The organism is Paracoccus suum (genome assembly GCF_003324675.1).
In the GTDB taxonomy this organism is placed as follows: Bacteria; Pseudomonadota; Alphaproteobacteria; order Rhodobacterales; family Rhodobacteraceae; genus Paracoccus; species Paracoccus suum.
On record NZ_CP030918.1, the window covers coordinates 1,565,438 to 1,580,051 of the forward strand.

A 14,614-nucleotide genomic window follows, 5' to 3' on the forward strand; every position below is an offset into this window, starting at 1 on the left:
AGGGAATCCGCGCTCGTGATGCAGACGCTGAAAGGTCCGGCCCTGTTTCTGGCGCAGTTTGCCGGCGATGTCGCGCCGTTCAACAGTTGGGACGGCATCACCCGCTGGGCAGCAGACCTCGGCTATCGCGGGGTGCAAGTGCCCACCACCGATGCGCGGCTGTTCGATCTGCAATTGGCGGCCGAGTCGCAGGATTGGCGGGACGAGTTCCTGGGCATCGCACGCCAGAACGGCGTCGAAGTGAGCGAGCTTTCGACCCATCTGCAGGGCCAACTGGTGGCCGTCCATCCGGCGTATGATGCCGCTTTCGACGCCTTTGCCCCGGCCGCCCTGCGCGGCCGCCCCGCCGCCCGGCAGGAATGGGCCGTCGCGCAGATGGCACTGGCGATTCGCGCGTCGGCCGCGATGGGTTTGCGGGCGCTGCCGACCTTTTCCGGCGCGCTGGCCTGGCCCTATCTCTACCCTTGGCCGCAGCGCCCGCCCGGACTGGTCGAGGCGGCGTTCGATACCCTCGCCGCGCGCTGGCGGCCGCTGCTGGACCTGGCGGACACCCATGGCATCGATCTGGCCTACGAAATCCACCCCGGCGAAGATCTGTGCGACGGCGCCAGCTACGAGATGTTTTTGGACCGCGTGGACCAGCACCCGCGCGCCTGCATGCTGTACGATCCCTCGCACTATGTCCTGCAACAGCTTGATTACCTGGCAAACATAGACATCTACCACGACCGCATCAGGGCGTTTCACGTCAAGGATGCCGAGTTTCGTCCCAACGGGCGGCAGGGCGTCTATGGCGGCTTTCAACCTTGGGTGGACCGCGCCGGGCGATTCCGCAGCCTCGGCGACGGGCAGGTCGATTTCGGCGCGGTGTTCAGCAAGCTGACCCAATACGGCTTTGACGGCTGGGCCGTTGTCGAATGGGAGTGTGCGCTGAAGCACCCCGAGGATGGCGCGCGCGAGGGCGCGGCGTTCGTGCGCGATCACATCATTCGCGTCACCCCGCACGCCTTTGACGATTTCGCTGCCGGCTGTGTCGATTCCGATGCCATCGCCCGCGCCCTGGGCCTTGCGGAGGAGGTCGCATGAGCGCGCCGATCCGCCTTGGGATGGTCGGCGGGGGCGAAGGCGCGTTCATCGGAGCCGTCCACCGGATCGCCGCGCGCATGGACGGTCAGTTCCAACTGATCGCGGGGGCGCTGAGCGGCGATCCGGCCCGCGCCCGCGCCTCGGCCGAGGCGCTAGGGCTGGCGCGCAGCTATGACGACTGGGCCGCGATGGCCAAGGCCGAGGCGGCACGCCCCGACGGAATCGAAGCGGTCGCCATCGTCACCCCGAACCACCTGCATGCCGGTCCAGCGGCGGCGTTCCTCGCCTCCGGCATCCATGTGATCTGCGACAAGCCCCTCGCCGCGACCGAGGAAGGCGCGCGGCAGATCGCCGAGGCCGCCGGCGCCTCGGACGCGCGGTTCTTTCTGACCCACAACTACGCCGCCTATCCGATGATCCGCGAGGCGCGTGCGATCATGGCCGAGGGCGGGATCGGAGACCTGAGGCTGGTGCAGGTTGAATATCTGCAGGACTGGCTGGCGAGCGATCCCGGCTCGAAACAATCGGAATGGCGGCTCGACCCGGCGCGCGCCGGCGCCGGGGCGCTGGGCGACATCGGCACCCATGCCTGGCAACTCGCCGCCTTTGTCACCGGCCAGTATCCGAGCCAGATCGCGGCCGAGGTCAGCGCCCTGGTGCCGGGACGCGCGGTCGACGACGATGCCCGCGTGGCGCTGCGCTATGCCGGTGGCGCGCGGGGCGGAATCTGGGTCAGTCAGGTCGCGACCGGCTGCGAGAACCGCCTGTCCCTGCGCCTTTACGGCAGCACCGGCGGTCTCGAATGGTCGCACGAGGTGCCGGACCGGCTGATCCGCACCCATCTTGGCCAACCCTCGCAAATCCTGACCCGGGCGCAGGATCGCAGCGCCAGCAGCCGGACTCCGCCCGGACACCCCGAGGGGTATCTCGAAGCCTTTGCAAATCTTTACAGCGATATAGCTGCGGTTATTCGTGGCGACTCAACGCCTGCCGCACGCCTGCCGGGACTGGCCGACGGGCTGTCAGGAATGGAATTCATCGCTGCCGCACGCCGCTCCTCCGAGGCGGGCGGCGCCTGGGTTGCGACCGGGACGGGGACCGCGACATGAGCGCCGCCCCGATCCTTGCGCTGACCGGGGTGCGGCGCAGCTTTGGTCCGGTCGAGGTGCTGCACGGCGTCGATCTGCCCCTGCTGCCGGGCGAGGTTCACGCGCTGATCGGCGAGAATGGTGCGGGCAAGTCCACGGCGATGCGTATCCTCGCCGGTTACCTGCCGCCCAGCGCGGGCGAGGTGCGGCTGGCGGGCGCGCCGGTCGCCTTCAGCGGCGCGCCGCAGGCCGAGGCGGCCGGGATCGTCATGATCCACCAGGAGTTCAACCTCGCCCCCGACCTCAGCATCGCTGCGAACATTTACCTGGGGCGCGAGATCGGGGGCTGGCGGCTGGATCACCAGGCCATGCGCGACGGCGCCGCGCGGCTGCTGGCCGATCTGGGCACGCCCCTCGATCCCCGCACGCGTATTCAGGACCTGACCGTCCCGCAGCGCCAGATGGTCGAGATCGCAAAGGCCGTCAGCCGCGCACCCAAGGTGCTGATCATGGACGAGCCCTCGGCCGTGCTGACGCATCGCGAGGTGGGTACGCTGTATGACCTGATCGACCGGCTGCGCGGGCAGGGGGTGGCGATCCTTTACTGCTCGCACCGCTTGGACGAGGTCGAGCGGCTGGCCGACCGCATCACCGTGCTGCGCGACGGCACCGTCGTGCGCAGCGCGCTGCGCGGCGAATTGACCCCCGATGCCATGGCCAACGCCATGGTCGGGCGCGAGCTGGAGGACATGTTCCCGCCCCGTCCCGCGGCGCCCACCGCGCCCGAGATTGCCTTGTCGGTGCGAGACCTTTCGGTGCCGCCGCTTGTCAGCGGCGCCAGCTTTGATCTGCACCGGGGCGAGATGCTGGGCATTGCCGGGCTGGTGGGCGCTGGGCGGACCGAACTGGCGGAAGCGCTGGCCGGGCTGCGTCCGGCGCAGGGCGTCATCTCGCGCGGGAACGGCCGGGCTATCCCCCTTGGCGATCCGGCCGCCGCGACCCGGGCGCGCATCGCCTACCTGACCGAGGACCGCAAGGAAGCAGGATTACTGCTGGGAAAATCCCTGCGGGTGAACCTGACGCTGGCGGCGTTGCATCGCTTTGGCCGCGTGCTGATCGACCGTCCGGCCGAGGATGCGGCGCTGGCGCGCGCCATCCGCGATTTCGACATTCGCGCTGCGGATCCCACTATGACGGCCGGCAACCTGTCCGGCGGCAACCAGCAAAAACTGCTTCTTGCCAAGATGTTGCTCAACGAACCTGAGGTGATCATCGTGGACGAACCGACACGCGGCATCGACGTTGGCACCAAGCGGCAGATCTACTCCTTCCTGCGCGGGCTAACCGCCGCCGGGCGCAGCGTGATCGTCATTTCATCCGAACTGCCCGAGGTGATGGGCCTCGCCGATCGCATCCTGGTCATGCGGCAGGGCCGCATCGCGGGCGAGGTGCCCGGCGCCGGCGCGTCCGAGGCCGCCATCGTCCGGCTGATGATGGGTGTCGAAGGGGCCGCGGCATGAACTGGCGCGCGCTCCACTCGCTCGGCCCTGTCATCGCGCTGATCGCGCTGGTCATCATCGGCTACGCCTTGAATCCGGCTTTTCTGGCGCCGGGCAACGTCGTCAACGTCCTGGCACGCTCGGCCTTTACCGGGTTGATCGCGGTCGGCATGACCTTTGTAATCACGTCGGGCGGGCTGGATCTGTCGGTCGGCGCCATGGCGGCCTTTCTTGCCGGAATGGCAATCCTTGCCATGAATGCGCTGGCGCCGGTCACCGGGGTGAACTGGGGCACCGTGTTGCTCGGCATGTGCACGGCCCTGCTGGGCGGTCTGGTCGCCGGACTGATCAACGGGTTGCTGGTCACGCGCGCGGGGATCGAGCCGTTCATCGTCACCCTCGGGACCATGGGCATCTTTCGCAGCCTCGTCACCTGGATCGCCGACGGCGGCACGCTCAGCCTAGATTCACAACTGCGCACGCTCTACCGGCCGGTCTATTACTCCGGCATCGGACCGGTCAGCTGGCCGATCATTGTCTTTGCCCTGGTCGCGGTTGGCGGCCATGTCCTGATGCGTCACACCCGCTTTGGCCGCCACGTCGAGGCCATTGGCAGCAACGAGCGCGTCGCCCGTTATTCCTCGGTCGACGTCGGGCGGGTGCAGCTGATGACCTATGTGCTGCTCGGCCTGCTGGTGGGGCTCGCGACGGTGATCTATGTCCCGCGCCTCGGCTCGGCCTCAGGCAGCACCGGCATCGGCTGGGAGCTGGAGGCGATTGCCGCTGTCATCATCGGGGGCACTGCGCTGAAGGGTGGGCACGGCGTTGTCTGGGGCACTGTCGTCGGCGTCCTGATCCTGTCGCTGATCGACAACATCCTGAATCTGGCGGATCTGGTCAGCCCCTATCTGAACGGGGCGATCCAGGGCGTCATCATCGTTCTCGCTGTGATCCTGCAGCGGGACAAGCGCGCCGCGCGGGACTGACCCGCGGCAACCCTTGGGGAGGGAGAGCACATGCTTCGCAGGAATATTCTGGTCGCGCCGCTGGCGGTCGCGGCAGTCGCAACGCTCGGCAGGGCTGGCAAGGCCGCGGCGCAGGACGCAGCACCCGGTGGCGCGACCAGCGGCAAGGCCGTGATCGGCGTCGCCATTCCGTCGGCGACCCACGGCTTCATGGGCGGCCTGAACTGGCACGCCCAGCAGACGATCGAGCGGCTGTCCAAGGTCTATCCCGACCTGACCTTCGTTCTTTCCACCGCGGGCGACGCTGGCAAGCAAGTCAATGACATCGAAGACATGATGGCGACCCGCAACATCGACGGCCTTGTCGTGCTGCCGTTCGAATCCGAGCCGCTGACCGGCCCGGTCAAGGCCGTCAAGGACGCCGGGAAATGGGTCACGGTGGTCGACCGGGGCCTGTCCGAGGAGGGGATCGAGGATCTTTACGTCGCCGGCGACAACACAGCCTTCGGCAGGGTCGCGGGCGAGTATTTCAAGAACAACCTCAAGCCCGGCTCGAAGTTGGTGGTATTGCGCGGCCTGCCGACGACCCTCGACAACGAGCGGGTCGATGCGTTCCAGAAGGCGCTCGAGGGCGGCCAGGTCGAGGTGCTGGATATGCAGCACGGCAACTGGAACCGCGACGATGCCTTTAAGGTGATGCAGGACTACCTGACCAAGTATCCGCAGATCGATGCCGTATGGGCAGCGGACGACGATATGGCCATGGGCGTTCTGGAGGCGATCTCGGCCGCGGGCCGCGACGGCAAGATGGTGGTCGTCGGCGGCGCTGGCATGAAGGACATCGTCAAGCGGATCATGGATAAAGACCCGGCCCTGCCGGTCGACGTGACCTACCCGCCGGGGCTGATCTCGGCCGCGATCGAGATGACTGCGCTGCACTTCACCTCTACCGCCCCGGTCATGGGCCGCTTCATCATCGGCAGCCAGCTGATCACCCCGGAGAACGCGGCGCAGTTCTACTTCCCCGACAGCCCGTTCTAAGCCGGACAAGCGTGGGCCGCGCGCAAGGCGCGGTCCCGCCTTTTGACTTGGGTGTTGAACAAGGGAACGCCGCCGGAGCCTGTGGGCTCGGCGGCGTTCGTTTTCAGTCGCTTGCTCGGCCTATCCGATCTGCAACCTAAGTTGCGTCGGTTGGACCGACGGCCTCACCCTGTGCGCGGATGAAGCTGACCGCAAGCGGCGACCGTCAATTACTCCGACTTGCGTGCCTTGCGCTTGGTGGCGGCGCCCTCGACCGGGTTCTCGCGAAGATAGCCGCGGACGATGCGGCCGATCTGGTTCACGACCTTGGTCGCGCGCCCGCCCATGGGCTTGGGCCGATCGGCCATCTTTGCGGCGATGCCAGACAGGATCGCGTCCGTCCGCTCCAGCGCGCTCCTGCCGGCGGGGGTCAGCTGCGCGGTTTCCGGCTTTTCGGCCATCGTCACGAGGCCGAGGTCGGCCAGCGCGGCGAACATGGTGGCCTCGCGGCGCGGGCCGAGGGTCTGGCCGCCAGCGCCGGCATCGGCGAGCCCACGCAGGGCAGCCAGATGCTCCAGCGTCATGCGGGGCACGACCTGGCGCAGGCCCTTTTGCAGCGCGTCGGCCAGCGAGCGAGCGCTGATCGCCATGTCCAGCAGCGCGGCACCGTCCAGCGGCGCGGGCGGCGCCTTGGGCTCGGTGCCCACAGTGGTTTCGCTCTGGGTCTTGATGTCGAAGTCACTCATCACGGCTCTCCTCTGGAGGGTGCAGCCATCGGTCACGGCTGCACGAATAAATCCCGCAGCAGAGTCTGCCCAACTGCGGAATAAGTCAAGTCCGTTTACTCGCGGAGTGTAATCCCGCAAGCGCTCGCCCATTCATTAAGTACCTGATCGAGGCTTGCTGGCGGTGGGACTGCCGCGGCCAAGGCCGCCCAGCGCGCACCGTCGCCGGCGAGCGTGGCGATCAGACTCGCCAAGGCGCCGGCATCTCCGACCGGGAACTGCAGCCCCCAGCCAGCGGTCTTTTCCGCCATCCCGCCGATATCCGAGGCGATAACCGGGCGCCGTGCCGCGCGCGCCTCGTCGATCACCACGGGGGCGTTTTCCCACCAGGTCGAGGGCACGATCACCCAGCCCTGCCGCGCCATGCGTGCGGTCGCCTCTGCCGGGCGGTAGCGCCCGCGCAGGGCCAGCGTCGGCGGGACGGAAAATCCCGGCAGGGCGCGGGCAAAGCCGGCGGCATCGACGCCATGCGCCTCGATCGTCACCTGGCCGGCGGCAGGGTCGACGGCCAGCCGGGCCGCCGCGTTCGCCAACACGTCGAGGCCTTTGGTCGGCGTGGCATTGCCGAAAAACGCAAAGCGGCGCGACAGGGCGTCCGCCTCTGCGCCTTGCGGGATCGGCGCGGGGTGGGGCGCGCCGTCGGACGGCAAGCCATTCTCGATCACCTGGATGCGGCCGGCCGGCACGCCCCAGTCCTCGTACCGACCGGCCAGAAAGCGGCTGGGCGCGATCAGCACGTCCATCAGCCCCAGCACCTCGAGCATCCGCGCCCGGCGGATGGCGAAGGACAGAGGGGCATGGGCCGGCAGGCAAGCTGCGCAATCGAGGGGCGTTGCCGCATCGCAGAGGCCGCCGTCTGCGCGCACCATTTGGCCCCAGAGGGCGCAGATCGGCGCCATCTCGTGCAGGGTCAGAACCAGGCGTGCCTGCGGCCGCTGCACGCGCAGGCGGCGGATCACCCCGGCGCCGATGTTCCAGACATGGTGAAAATGATAGATCCCGGCGTCAAACCGCAGGATCGTCGCCAGCAGACGATCCTCGGCAGCGGCGTCGGGCTGCTCCATCAGGAACGGGTCCATCGCGCCGGTGCGCAGGGCCAGATCGCGCGGGTCAAAGGCGGTCACGTCGCCCATCGTGCCGCCGAGACGCAGGCCATCGTCCCCCGCGACTACTCCGAGGAACCAGGCGTCAACGCCGCGCGCGCGCAGCCGGTCGAACTGGCGCCAAGCCGCGATCTCGCCGCCGCCAGCGCGCAGGCGGGGGTGGGAATGGGCGATGATGGCGACGCGCGGGGCCGTGGTCATGGCGCGGCCTGCAGGGCGGCGTCGATGCGGGCCGCCGCAATGCCGGAATAGCGCCCGGGCCAGAACTCCGTCGTCGCGGCCGTGGCAATCTCAAGACGGCCTGCAGCGGCCAGCGAAGTTGCGGCGATGGCGAGGCTGCCTTCGGCGGAAAGAAGGCCGCGCGGAAGGGCGGCGAGCGCGGGGCCGAGCAGGTCGGAGGACAGGCGCAGCGTGAAGGGCAGCCCGGCGAGGTCAGCCGCGCGCAACTCGGTCTCCGCTGACAGGGCGCCGAGCGGGTTGTGGACTAGCGCCGCCGCCATGTTCGGTGCGGCTGGCGGCAGACCAAGCTGGAACAGCGCGGCGGCGCTGCCGGCGGCGACCTCGGTCCCCGGGGGCAGGTGCAGGTCTGGCAGGTCCGCGGCAGCGCAGGGTGGGGTCAGCGTACCGTCGCCGCGCCCCTCGGCCAAGGCGGCGCGCAAAGCGGCGGCTGCGGCGGCCGGCAGTGCATCCGACAGCGGAACGACCGTGACGGGCGGCGGAAGGTGCGGTAACAGCCAGCGCGGGATGTCTCGCAACTCGCGCGGTTCCGTGTCGGGGATCAGCAGCAGCGCGCTGCCGGCGCGGGTGTCGGTGACTTGGGGCAGCGGCGCCAACTCACGGCCAGGGCGCGGCGCGAGTCGGGCCAGCAGCGCCCGCGCGGCATCCCGCGGAAGACCGCGCAGGCCGGCAGCGAGCGAGGCGGTGACGACCGTCCCTGGCGCGCGCACCAGCGGGGTCGTCATCAGGCCAAAGCCGTGCGCCCCGTCGCGCGGCAGCAGGATCAGTTGCGCCGGGCGATTATTTGCAGAGGGCAGGCGAAACACGGCCTGGTACCCGTCCGCGCCAGTGAGGGAGTAGCGCTCGCCATAGCCGGCGAGATCTGCCCGCTCGATGGAGCCGGTGTTGATTGCGACAGGGACCAGCGAAGTGCCATCGCCGACCAGCCCGACCAAGGGCGCGTCGGCCGCGTCATCGGTCAGCACCCAGCCGAGGACAAAGCCGTGCCCGCCGGGCGCAACCATCGCCTTGTCTGCGGCGGCGGCGATGCGGGTGTAATGCGCGGGCAGGGGCGCCGCCGTGGCCCGCGTACGGTCCACCAACCGGGCCACAGCGTCGGCCGGCAGCGGCCCGATCTGGCCCATGGCAATGGCGCGCAGCAGGGCGGCAAAGGTTTCGTCGAGGCAGGCGGAGATCAGTGCGTTGGCGCCGTCGGCTATTGCCTCGGCGTCCAGCACAGTGCGCGTATCGCCGGCCAGCAGCGCCGCGGGCATGCTACCCGGGGAGGCCACGGCCAGAATGCCTAGCGCGGCCTCCGTGCCCAGATCGCCGCGGGCAAAGCGCGCGAGCACCGTCACGGGCTGACGCTTCCCCTCGGCGTCCTCGACTTGCAGGTTCAGAGGGCCGGCCTCAGCGTCCCAGCCGGCCAACACCAGCCGGCCGGCGTCATCGAGAAAGCCGAAATCGAGGTTCATCCGCCCAACCCCCAGGCGAGGTGGGAGAGTCCCCCATCCGGCTGGTGCCGGCGGCAGGGCGGGGCGCAAGTCAGACCGGCACCAGTGCCAGTTGGCGCAGCGTGATCTCGGCCGGCGGGCGGCGCAGCAGGACCACAATCTTGCGCGGGCGGCTGTCGTCCGGATCAAGCGGGACCTCGGCGACGGAAATCCCCCGGCCATCAAGCCGCCAGCTTTGCGGCGGCTGGTCCAGCCCGGTGCCATCGGCCTCTATGATACGCACGAATACCTCGGCGGCGATGGCGCGTTCGGCCAGCATCTCAGCCTCGATCACGCAGCGATCGGCAGTCGAGCCGGTTGGCAGCCAGCCCTCGAGGCTGAGCCAGTCAGGGAAATCGCTGTCGAGCGCGACCGCCGCCTGTTGCGGTCGCAGCGAGCGGACCTGCGCCCGTGCGCCCTGGGGCACACAGACGGCGAACCGCTCGCCCAAGTCGTGATAGCCGGTGATTTCGACCCCCGTCCCGGGCGCGGTTTCGTCCAGCGCCTCGGAAAGCAGGTCGATGCGCACATTGGTCAGGGTCGCCAGCAGGCGCGCGGCGGTGCGGTAGGCAGAGAGGGCGTCAGCCGTGAGGGTCATGTGGCGAGGGCTCCAACGGAAATGGGCTCGGGCGAGGCTTCATCCCGCATATCGGCGATTGCGGCGCACCAGTCCAGCAGGGGTTGGGCCGCTTGCTGCCAGTCGCGGCTGGTGGCGGCTGCGGCCTCCGACATGGCCGCGAGGCGCGGCCGGTCTTGCGAGAGGTGCAGGATGTGGTCGGTGATCGCGGCGATGCAGTCATCCTCGGGCACGACAAAACCGGTGCGGCCGTGGTCGATGGCTTCGCGCACCGCGCCGACATCGGTCGCGATGGGCACGCAGCCGACGCGCTGCGCCTCGAGCAAGACTAGCGGCAGCCCCTCGTAGCGCGAGGGCAGGATCAGGATATCAGCGCCGGCAAAGGCAGCGGTCAGCGCCTCGGGGCCCTCGACTGCCCCCAACACTTGCGTGCCGGGGGGCCAGTTCACGGGCTCAGCGCCGCCGACCACGGGCCGTCCGCCGACCGTCAGGCGGAAATTCGCGCCGCCGGCCCCAGCTAGCCGGGCAAAGATCGCGGCGACGCGGTCGATGCCTTTCTGCTCGTCCAGCCGCCCGAGGTAGAGGACCGACAGCGGCCGTTCCGCCAGGGGATCGGCTCGCCCCGCGAGCGCGGCTGCGACATCGGCCGGGGCGAGCGGATAGCCGGGGGCGTTGACCAACGGCATCAGCTTGGCCTGCGGCACGCCGTGCGCGCCGAGCCAGTCGGACAGCGAGGTCGAGCAGGTCAGGATGCGGTCGTAGGCATTCTCATAGGCGAGGGCCAGCATGGGCGGGCCATAGCTGCGGCCATACTGGCTGACCTCGAGCAGGTGTTCGTGGCTGGCCATACGGGTGCCGCCCCGGCGCAGCGCCGCTGCGACCTTGTGGACCGCTGCAGCGTGGGCGTTGATGACCAGGTCCATCGGCCGCAGCAGCCCTTCGAGGTCAGAACGCTCCGTCGGATTGCCCCAACTCGGCTCGGCGGTGCCGAGGTAGGGTGTTCCGTGCCAATCGCCGGCGCTGGGATCGGGCAGGAAGCTGAGCGAGGCGAAAAGCGCCAGCTCGTCCGGATGCAGATGCGCTGGGCGGCCGCCGATGACGAACAAATGGCAGGCATGGCCAGCCTCATGCAGCGTGCGGGCCAGTTGCAGGACCACCTTTTCGACGCCGCCTTGGTCAAAAATCGGCACGGTAAAGCCGATCTCCAGGCGCGCGCCGGGCGTGCCGAGGAACGGCAGCACCACGCCACCATGAGCCACCTGGCGGGGCGCGGTGATCGCCGCGGCGCGGGAGCGCGCGCCGCCCGGCTCGCGCCAGTCCCAGCGCTCGGCCAACGTGGCGCGGTAAGGGTGGGCGGCGAGGCCGGCCAGCAGGTGTTGGGCCTCGGTCGCACTGCCATCACCAGCGGGGCCGGTCGCGATGCTCGTCGGCAAGGTCAGCTGCGCCCGCGCTGCACCGGCGCGCAGGGCCGCGGCATCGGCCGGCACCTCGCCCTGCGCGGCGGCGCGGGCGATAATGGCGGGGCTTAGCGCGGTGATTGCCGGCGCGTCTGCGGCATCGCCAGCCTCGGTCCAGCCGAAGGTCGCATCAGAGGCAGCGATGCCGACGGTCATCGCTTCGCAGTCCGGATCGCGGGCAAAGCGGCGCTCGATGTTCCACAGGATGCCGCTCAGCAGACCGGCGTTTGTAAGGGCCGCGCGCAGGGCGTCTGGCATGACGATAACATAGGGCGGTGCGTGGTGGCGCAGCGGGGCGCCGAGATGGCGGAACAGCGCCGCCTGCAACTCGCCCGCAGGCCATGCGGCCATCAGGGCGGGATCGCTGCCCACCACGGCCGGGCCGGTGGCCTGTGCAGTCAGCGCGTAGCGAGGGAAATCCGCTGCCTCGCGCGCCAGCAGGCCGCGCGGCTGGAACAGCCAAGGGTGGCGCTGGCGCAGATCCGCCCTCAGGCGGCTGTCGAGTTCGTGGCTGGCGGCCAGCATCGAGGCGGGACGCTTGCGATACTGCATCAGCGGCCGGCCAGCCGGCAGGCCAACCAGCCCGCGGCCGGTCGCGGCGAGGAAAAAGTCCCAATCCTCATAGCCTTGGCGCAGGTCCTCGGCAAAACGCAGGCCCGTGGCAAAGACGCGGGTGCGGATCAGGCTGCCGGCCTCGGAATGATTGGCGAGGATGTGCATCAAGGCCGAGGGCGCCGCCTCGCCCGCGTAGCTGCCGTCCTGGCCGAAGAAATCGAACGGTGGATAGAACCAGTCGCCCTCCGGGTGACCCTCCAGCAGCGCCGCGAAGGCGGCGCCAGCGCCAGGCGCAAAGCGGTTGTCGGCATCGAGCAAAAACAGCGCATCCGGTGGTCCTACGGGGTCCGCCAGTGCAACCTCGATCCCGGCGTTGCGCGCGGCACTGAGGCCGCGGTTGACCTGCGGCACGACCTTCAGCCGGTCCCGCCCGAGCGCCGCCGCCCAAGAGGCCAGCGCATCGCGCGTCTCGGCAAAACCGCAGCCGTCGTTGACGACGATGATGCGGCTGACCGTCCCCTCGTCGAGCAGCGCTGCCGCCGACGCAATCGCGTCGTCGACCAGTACCGGGTGACCCATGACGGGGATGACCACGCTGACACGCGGCGCCCCGCCGGCGGCGGGGCCGCCGCGAGGGTCGGGCGAGCTCACGGCTCGAACCTTCCGACCGCCCGGAAGGCACGGAACAGGGCCCAGGCGTTGTCGTTGCTGGCGCCGCCGGCGACTGCGGTCGCCAGCGCCACGTCGCACCGCTCGCCGGACATTGCCGCGGCCTTGAGAGGCGCGTGCACCTCGCCCCAGCCGCCCGGCGGCAGCGTTACCCAGGGGCCGAGGTGGTCAGCCCAGTTATCCTCGGTGATGTTGCCCGATTGGCTGACGCCCAGCGCAAAGGCCACGGGCGGTCCGTCGCGGCGGGCGGCGTGGACCACCGCGGACAGGCGCGTCAGGCCGGCCAGCGGCACCCGTTGCAGCAGCGCGCAGACGGGACCTCCAGCCGAGGGGTGGACGAGGATGGCGTCCTCGCCAGCCCAAAAGGCAGTCGCGACGTAGTCTTTGGCGCCCCGCGGGGTGGCGAGCAGGCTGGGCCGGGGCATATCGGCGGGACGGATGCGCTGGGCGAATGCATTGCCGGGTCGGCCTGCGCCGCCCTCCGTGATCGTCAGGCCGGCCCCGCCGGTCGCGCGCCAGACGCGCAGGGCGAGGGTCCGGTCGCTGTCCTCGCCGTCTTGGGTATCGGAGCCGTGCAGGGCAAAATCCGGGTCTGGCACCGCCGGGCCGAGGCCGAGGGAAAGCTTGGGGTCCGCACCAGACAGTTGCAGGCTGCAATCCTGGCGATCGCCTGCCAGCGGGGCAGGTGCGAGGAAACGCAGCCAGCCGTCGTCGCGGCGCAGGGCGCCGTCATCAAGCCGCAAGGCATGGACGGTGCCCTCGCTGTCGAGGATTGCGACCGACAGTTCGCGCGCCTCGGACTCGCCGGCATCTGGCAGCCACAGATCGACAGCGGCGATGCCGGGGCTGTCGATCGGCAACCGCTGGGTAAGGACCGCGTCCGCCGCGGGCGCATGGGCGATGCGATCGGCAGGGGGCCAGTGCAGCGCCTGCATTTGCCGCGGCCCGCCGAGGCCCCAGATGAAGGCCTCAAGGGTGTTCAGGCGGCGGCTCACTTCCTCGGTTTCGCGGCGCAGCAGGGCGGCACTGCGGCGCGCGATGCCGGCGTCACGCTCGGCCGCGGCCAGTCGCGCGGCGAGGGCGGCCGGCACGGCAGTGATGGCATCCTCCAGCGCCGCGACGGCGAGGTCGGGCAGGCCGGCCGCGTCGGCCAGATCGCGCGCCTGGGTCAGACTGGCGCGCGGCGCCAGCAGGAGGCGGGCTGGCGCCATGGCCGCGCGCAGGTTCGGATCGTCCGGTGCGGTGTCGAGGGCGACGGGCAGCAACTCAAAACCCGGCAGCGATGCGGCCAGATCTTCCGGCACGGATCCTGCGACCAGAAGCAGCGGCAGGGGCGACGTGTCCTGTCGGGCTGGGTCGGGGTCGATGGGGGCGGCTTCACTCATGGTCGAACTTCGTGCGGATCGGGGCGGGATCTTTCCATGGCATCGCCCCTCCCTCGGGCGCGGGCGGTGGCTGCGGGGTCACGCGTTTGCGGCGCGGGGCGGGCGATTCGGCCGGCGCATCTGGGCTGTCAGCCCCGGCCGCCGTCTCGGCCTCGTCCTGCAGCGCGCCGGCGGCATGGGCCAGCAGGCGTAGGCCGCGCCGGGTCGGATGCGGCTCGAAGCGCTCGCCCTTGGCGCCAGGCTCGCCGAGGCGTTCGGCGAGGCGATCCAGCAGCGATGCGATGCCGTCCAGATGCGCGGCGCCCGCCGGGGTGGCCGTGACCTCGACCCCGCGCTTGCCGGCCTCCATCCCCTCGAAGGCGACAAGGCCGAGGCTTTCCAACCGCTTGCAGGTCTGCCACGCCAACTGTCGGGAGATGCGCTGCTGGCTTGCGAGGCGGAACGGGCGCAGCCGGCCGGCGCGATTGATCGCCTCGAGCGCGGCATACTGGCTGAGCGTCAGGCTGGGATCGAGTTGCCGCAGCGCGCCGTCGAAGCTGGCGGAGACCAGCGCCACGAAGCCGACGATGCGGCGGACATCGGCGGCATCGACATGGCTGCGACCCCGCGCCTCGGGTTGCCCGTCGTCATGTCCGTGCGGGGTACCGGTATGGCTATGATCGGTCCGCTGCATGTCCAAACTTCTTCGTGTCCAAACCGCGGGACCCCATTGTTAC

The 14,614-nt window shown here is 70.0% G+C and carries 12 protein-coding genes; 5 read left to right on the forward strand and 7 right to left on the reverse strand.

Translation table 11 applies throughout. From position 1 onward, the window contains the following. Nucleotides 1-18 precede the first annotated feature (18 nt). From DRW48_RS07655 to DRW48_RS07675, 5 genes are read left to right on the forward strand one after another with little or no spacing between them, the layout of a single operon-like run. A complete protein-coding gene (locus DRW48_RS07655; protein WP_114075897.1) occupies nucleotides 19-1,086 on the forward strand; it encodes a sugar phosphate isomerase/epimerase family protein in 1,068 nt (355 codons plus the stop codon). Further along, a complete protein-coding gene (locus DRW48_RS07660; RefSeq protein ID WP_241963415.1) occupies nucleotides 1,083-2,195 on the forward strand; it encodes a Gfo/Idh/MocA family protein in 1,113 nt (370 codons plus the stop codon). Before DRW48_RS07655 ends, DRW48_RS07660 begins: the two co-directional genes overlap by 4 nt. After that, nucleotides 2,192-3,694, forward strand: coding sequence for a sugar ABC transporter ATP-binding protein (locus DRW48_RS07665; protein ID WP_114075898.1), 1,503 nt, complete (start codon nucleotides 2,192-2,194; stop codon nucleotides 3,692-3,694). Before DRW48_RS07660 ends, DRW48_RS07665 begins: the two co-directional genes overlap by 4 nt. Next, entirely contained in the window at nucleotides 3,691-4,659 is a 969-nt protein-coding gene (locus DRW48_RS07670) for an ABC transporter permease (protein WP_114075899.1), read from the forward strand. Before DRW48_RS07665 ends, DRW48_RS07670 begins: the two co-directional genes overlap by 4 nt. Before the next feature lie 30 nt (nucleotides 4,660-4,689). Next, complete coding sequence (locus tag DRW48_RS07675; RefSeq protein WP_114075900.1) at nucleotides 4,690-5,679, forward strand: ABC transporter substrate-binding protein; 990 nt, start codon at nucleotides 4,690-4,692, stop codon at nucleotides 5,677-5,679. Between the two features lie 209 nt (nucleotides 5,680-5,888). Here DRW48_RS07675 and DRW48_RS07680 read toward each other — a convergent pair whose 3' ends face one another. The 7 genes from DRW48_RS07680 to DRW48_RS07710 all read right to left on the reverse strand — a co-directional run bounded on the left by DRW48_RS07680 (nucleotide 5,889) and on the right by DRW48_RS07710 (nucleotide 14,571). Beyond that, complete coding sequence (locus tag DRW48_RS07680; protein ID WP_114075901.1) at nucleotides 5,889-6,404, reverse strand: hypothetical protein; 516 nt, start codon at nucleotides 6,402-6,404, stop codon at nucleotides 5,889-5,891. Between the two features lie 95 nt (nucleotides 6,405-6,499). Continuing rightward, nucleotides 6,500-7,747 (reverse strand): glycosyltransferase, encoded by a 1,248-nt coding sequence (locus DRW48_RS07685; RefSeq protein WP_114075902.1) that lies wholly within the window; start codon nucleotides 7,745-7,747, stop codon nucleotides 6,500-6,502. Beyond that, nucleotides 7,744-9,237 (reverse strand): hypothetical protein, encoded by a 1,494-nt coding sequence (locus DRW48_RS07690; protein ID WP_114075903.1) that lies wholly within the window; start codon nucleotides 9,235-9,237, stop codon nucleotides 7,744-7,746. The genes DRW48_RS07685 and DRW48_RS07690 overlap by 4 nt, the downstream gene beginning before the upstream one ends. 70 nt (nucleotides 9,238-9,307) lie before the next feature. After that, nucleotides 9,308-9,853: a hypothetical protein gene (locus DRW48_RS07695; protein ID WP_114075904.1), complete on the reverse strand. Its 546-nt coding sequence runs from the start codon at nucleotides 9,851-9,853 to the stop codon at nucleotides 9,308-9,310. Then, a complete protein-coding gene (locus DRW48_RS07700) occupies nucleotides 9,850-12,495 on the reverse strand; it encodes a glycosyltransferase (protein WP_114075905.1) in 2,646 nt (881 codons plus the stop codon). Before DRW48_RS07700 ends, DRW48_RS07695 begins: the two co-directional genes overlap by 4 nt. Beyond that, the gene (locus DRW48_RS07705; RefSeq protein WP_114075906.1) at nucleotides 12,492-13,898 is read right to left on the reverse strand and encodes a DUF6212 domain-containing protein; all 1,407 of its coding nucleotides are present in this window, start codon (nucleotides 13,896-13,898) and stop codon (nucleotides 12,492-12,494) included. Before DRW48_RS07705 ends, DRW48_RS07700 begins: the two co-directional genes overlap by 4 nt. Continuing rightward, a complete protein-coding gene (locus DRW48_RS07710; RefSeq protein ID WP_114075907.1) occupies nucleotides 13,891-14,571 on the reverse strand; it encodes a MarR family winged helix-turn-helix transcriptional regulator in 681 nt (226 codons plus the stop codon). Before DRW48_RS07710 ends, DRW48_RS07705 begins: the two co-directional genes overlap by 8 nt. Nucleotides 14,572-14,614: the final 43 nt, after the last annotated feature.

Excerpts from the sequence above, each read along its gene's own strand:
- DRW48_RS07685 (WP_114075902.1), bottom strand. The coding sequence starts at position 7,747 with ATGACCACGGCCCCGCGCGTCGCCATCATCGCCCATTCCCACCCCCGC.
- DRW48_RS07680 (WP_114075901.1), bottom strand. The coding sequence starts at position 6,404 with ATGAGTGACTTCGACATCAAGACCCAGAGCGAAACCACTGTGGGCACC.
- DRW48_RS07695 (WP_114075904.1), bottom strand. The coding sequence starts at position 9,853 with ATGACCCTCACGGCTGACGCCCTCTCTGCCTACCGCACCGCCGCGCGC.
- DRW48_RS07660 (WP_241963415.1), top strand. The coding sequence starts at position 1,083 with ATGAGCGCGCCGATCCGCCTTGGGATGGTCGGCGGGGGCGAAGGCGCG.
- DRW48_RS07710 (WP_114075907.1), bottom strand. The coding sequence starts at position 14,571 with ATGCAGCGGACCGATCATAGCCATACCGGTACCCCGCACGGACATGAC.
- DRW48_RS07705 (WP_114075906.1), bottom strand. The coding sequence starts at position 13,898 with ATGAGTGAAGCCGCCCCCATCGACCCCGACCCAGCCCGACAGGACACG.
- DRW48_RS07670 (WP_114075899.1), top strand. The coding sequence starts at position 3,691 with ATGAACTGGCGCGCGCTCCACTCGCTCGGCCCTGTCATCGCGCTGATC.
- DRW48_RS07655 (WP_114075897.1), top strand. The coding sequence starts at position 19 with ATGCAGACGCTGAAAGGTCCGGCCCTGTTTCTGGCGCAGTTTGCCGGC.
- DRW48_RS07665 (WP_114075898.1), top strand. The coding sequence starts at position 2,192 with ATGAGCGCCGCCCCGATCCTTGCGCTGACCGGGGTGCGGCGCAGCTTT.
- DRW48_RS07675 (WP_114075900.1), top strand. The coding sequence starts at position 4,690 with ATGCTTCGCAGGAATATTCTGGTCGCGCCGCTGGCGGTCGCGGCAGTC.
- DRW48_RS07690 (WP_114075903.1), bottom strand. The coding sequence starts at position 9,237 with ATGAACCTCGATTTCGGCTTTCTCGATGACGCCGGCCGGCTGGTGTTG.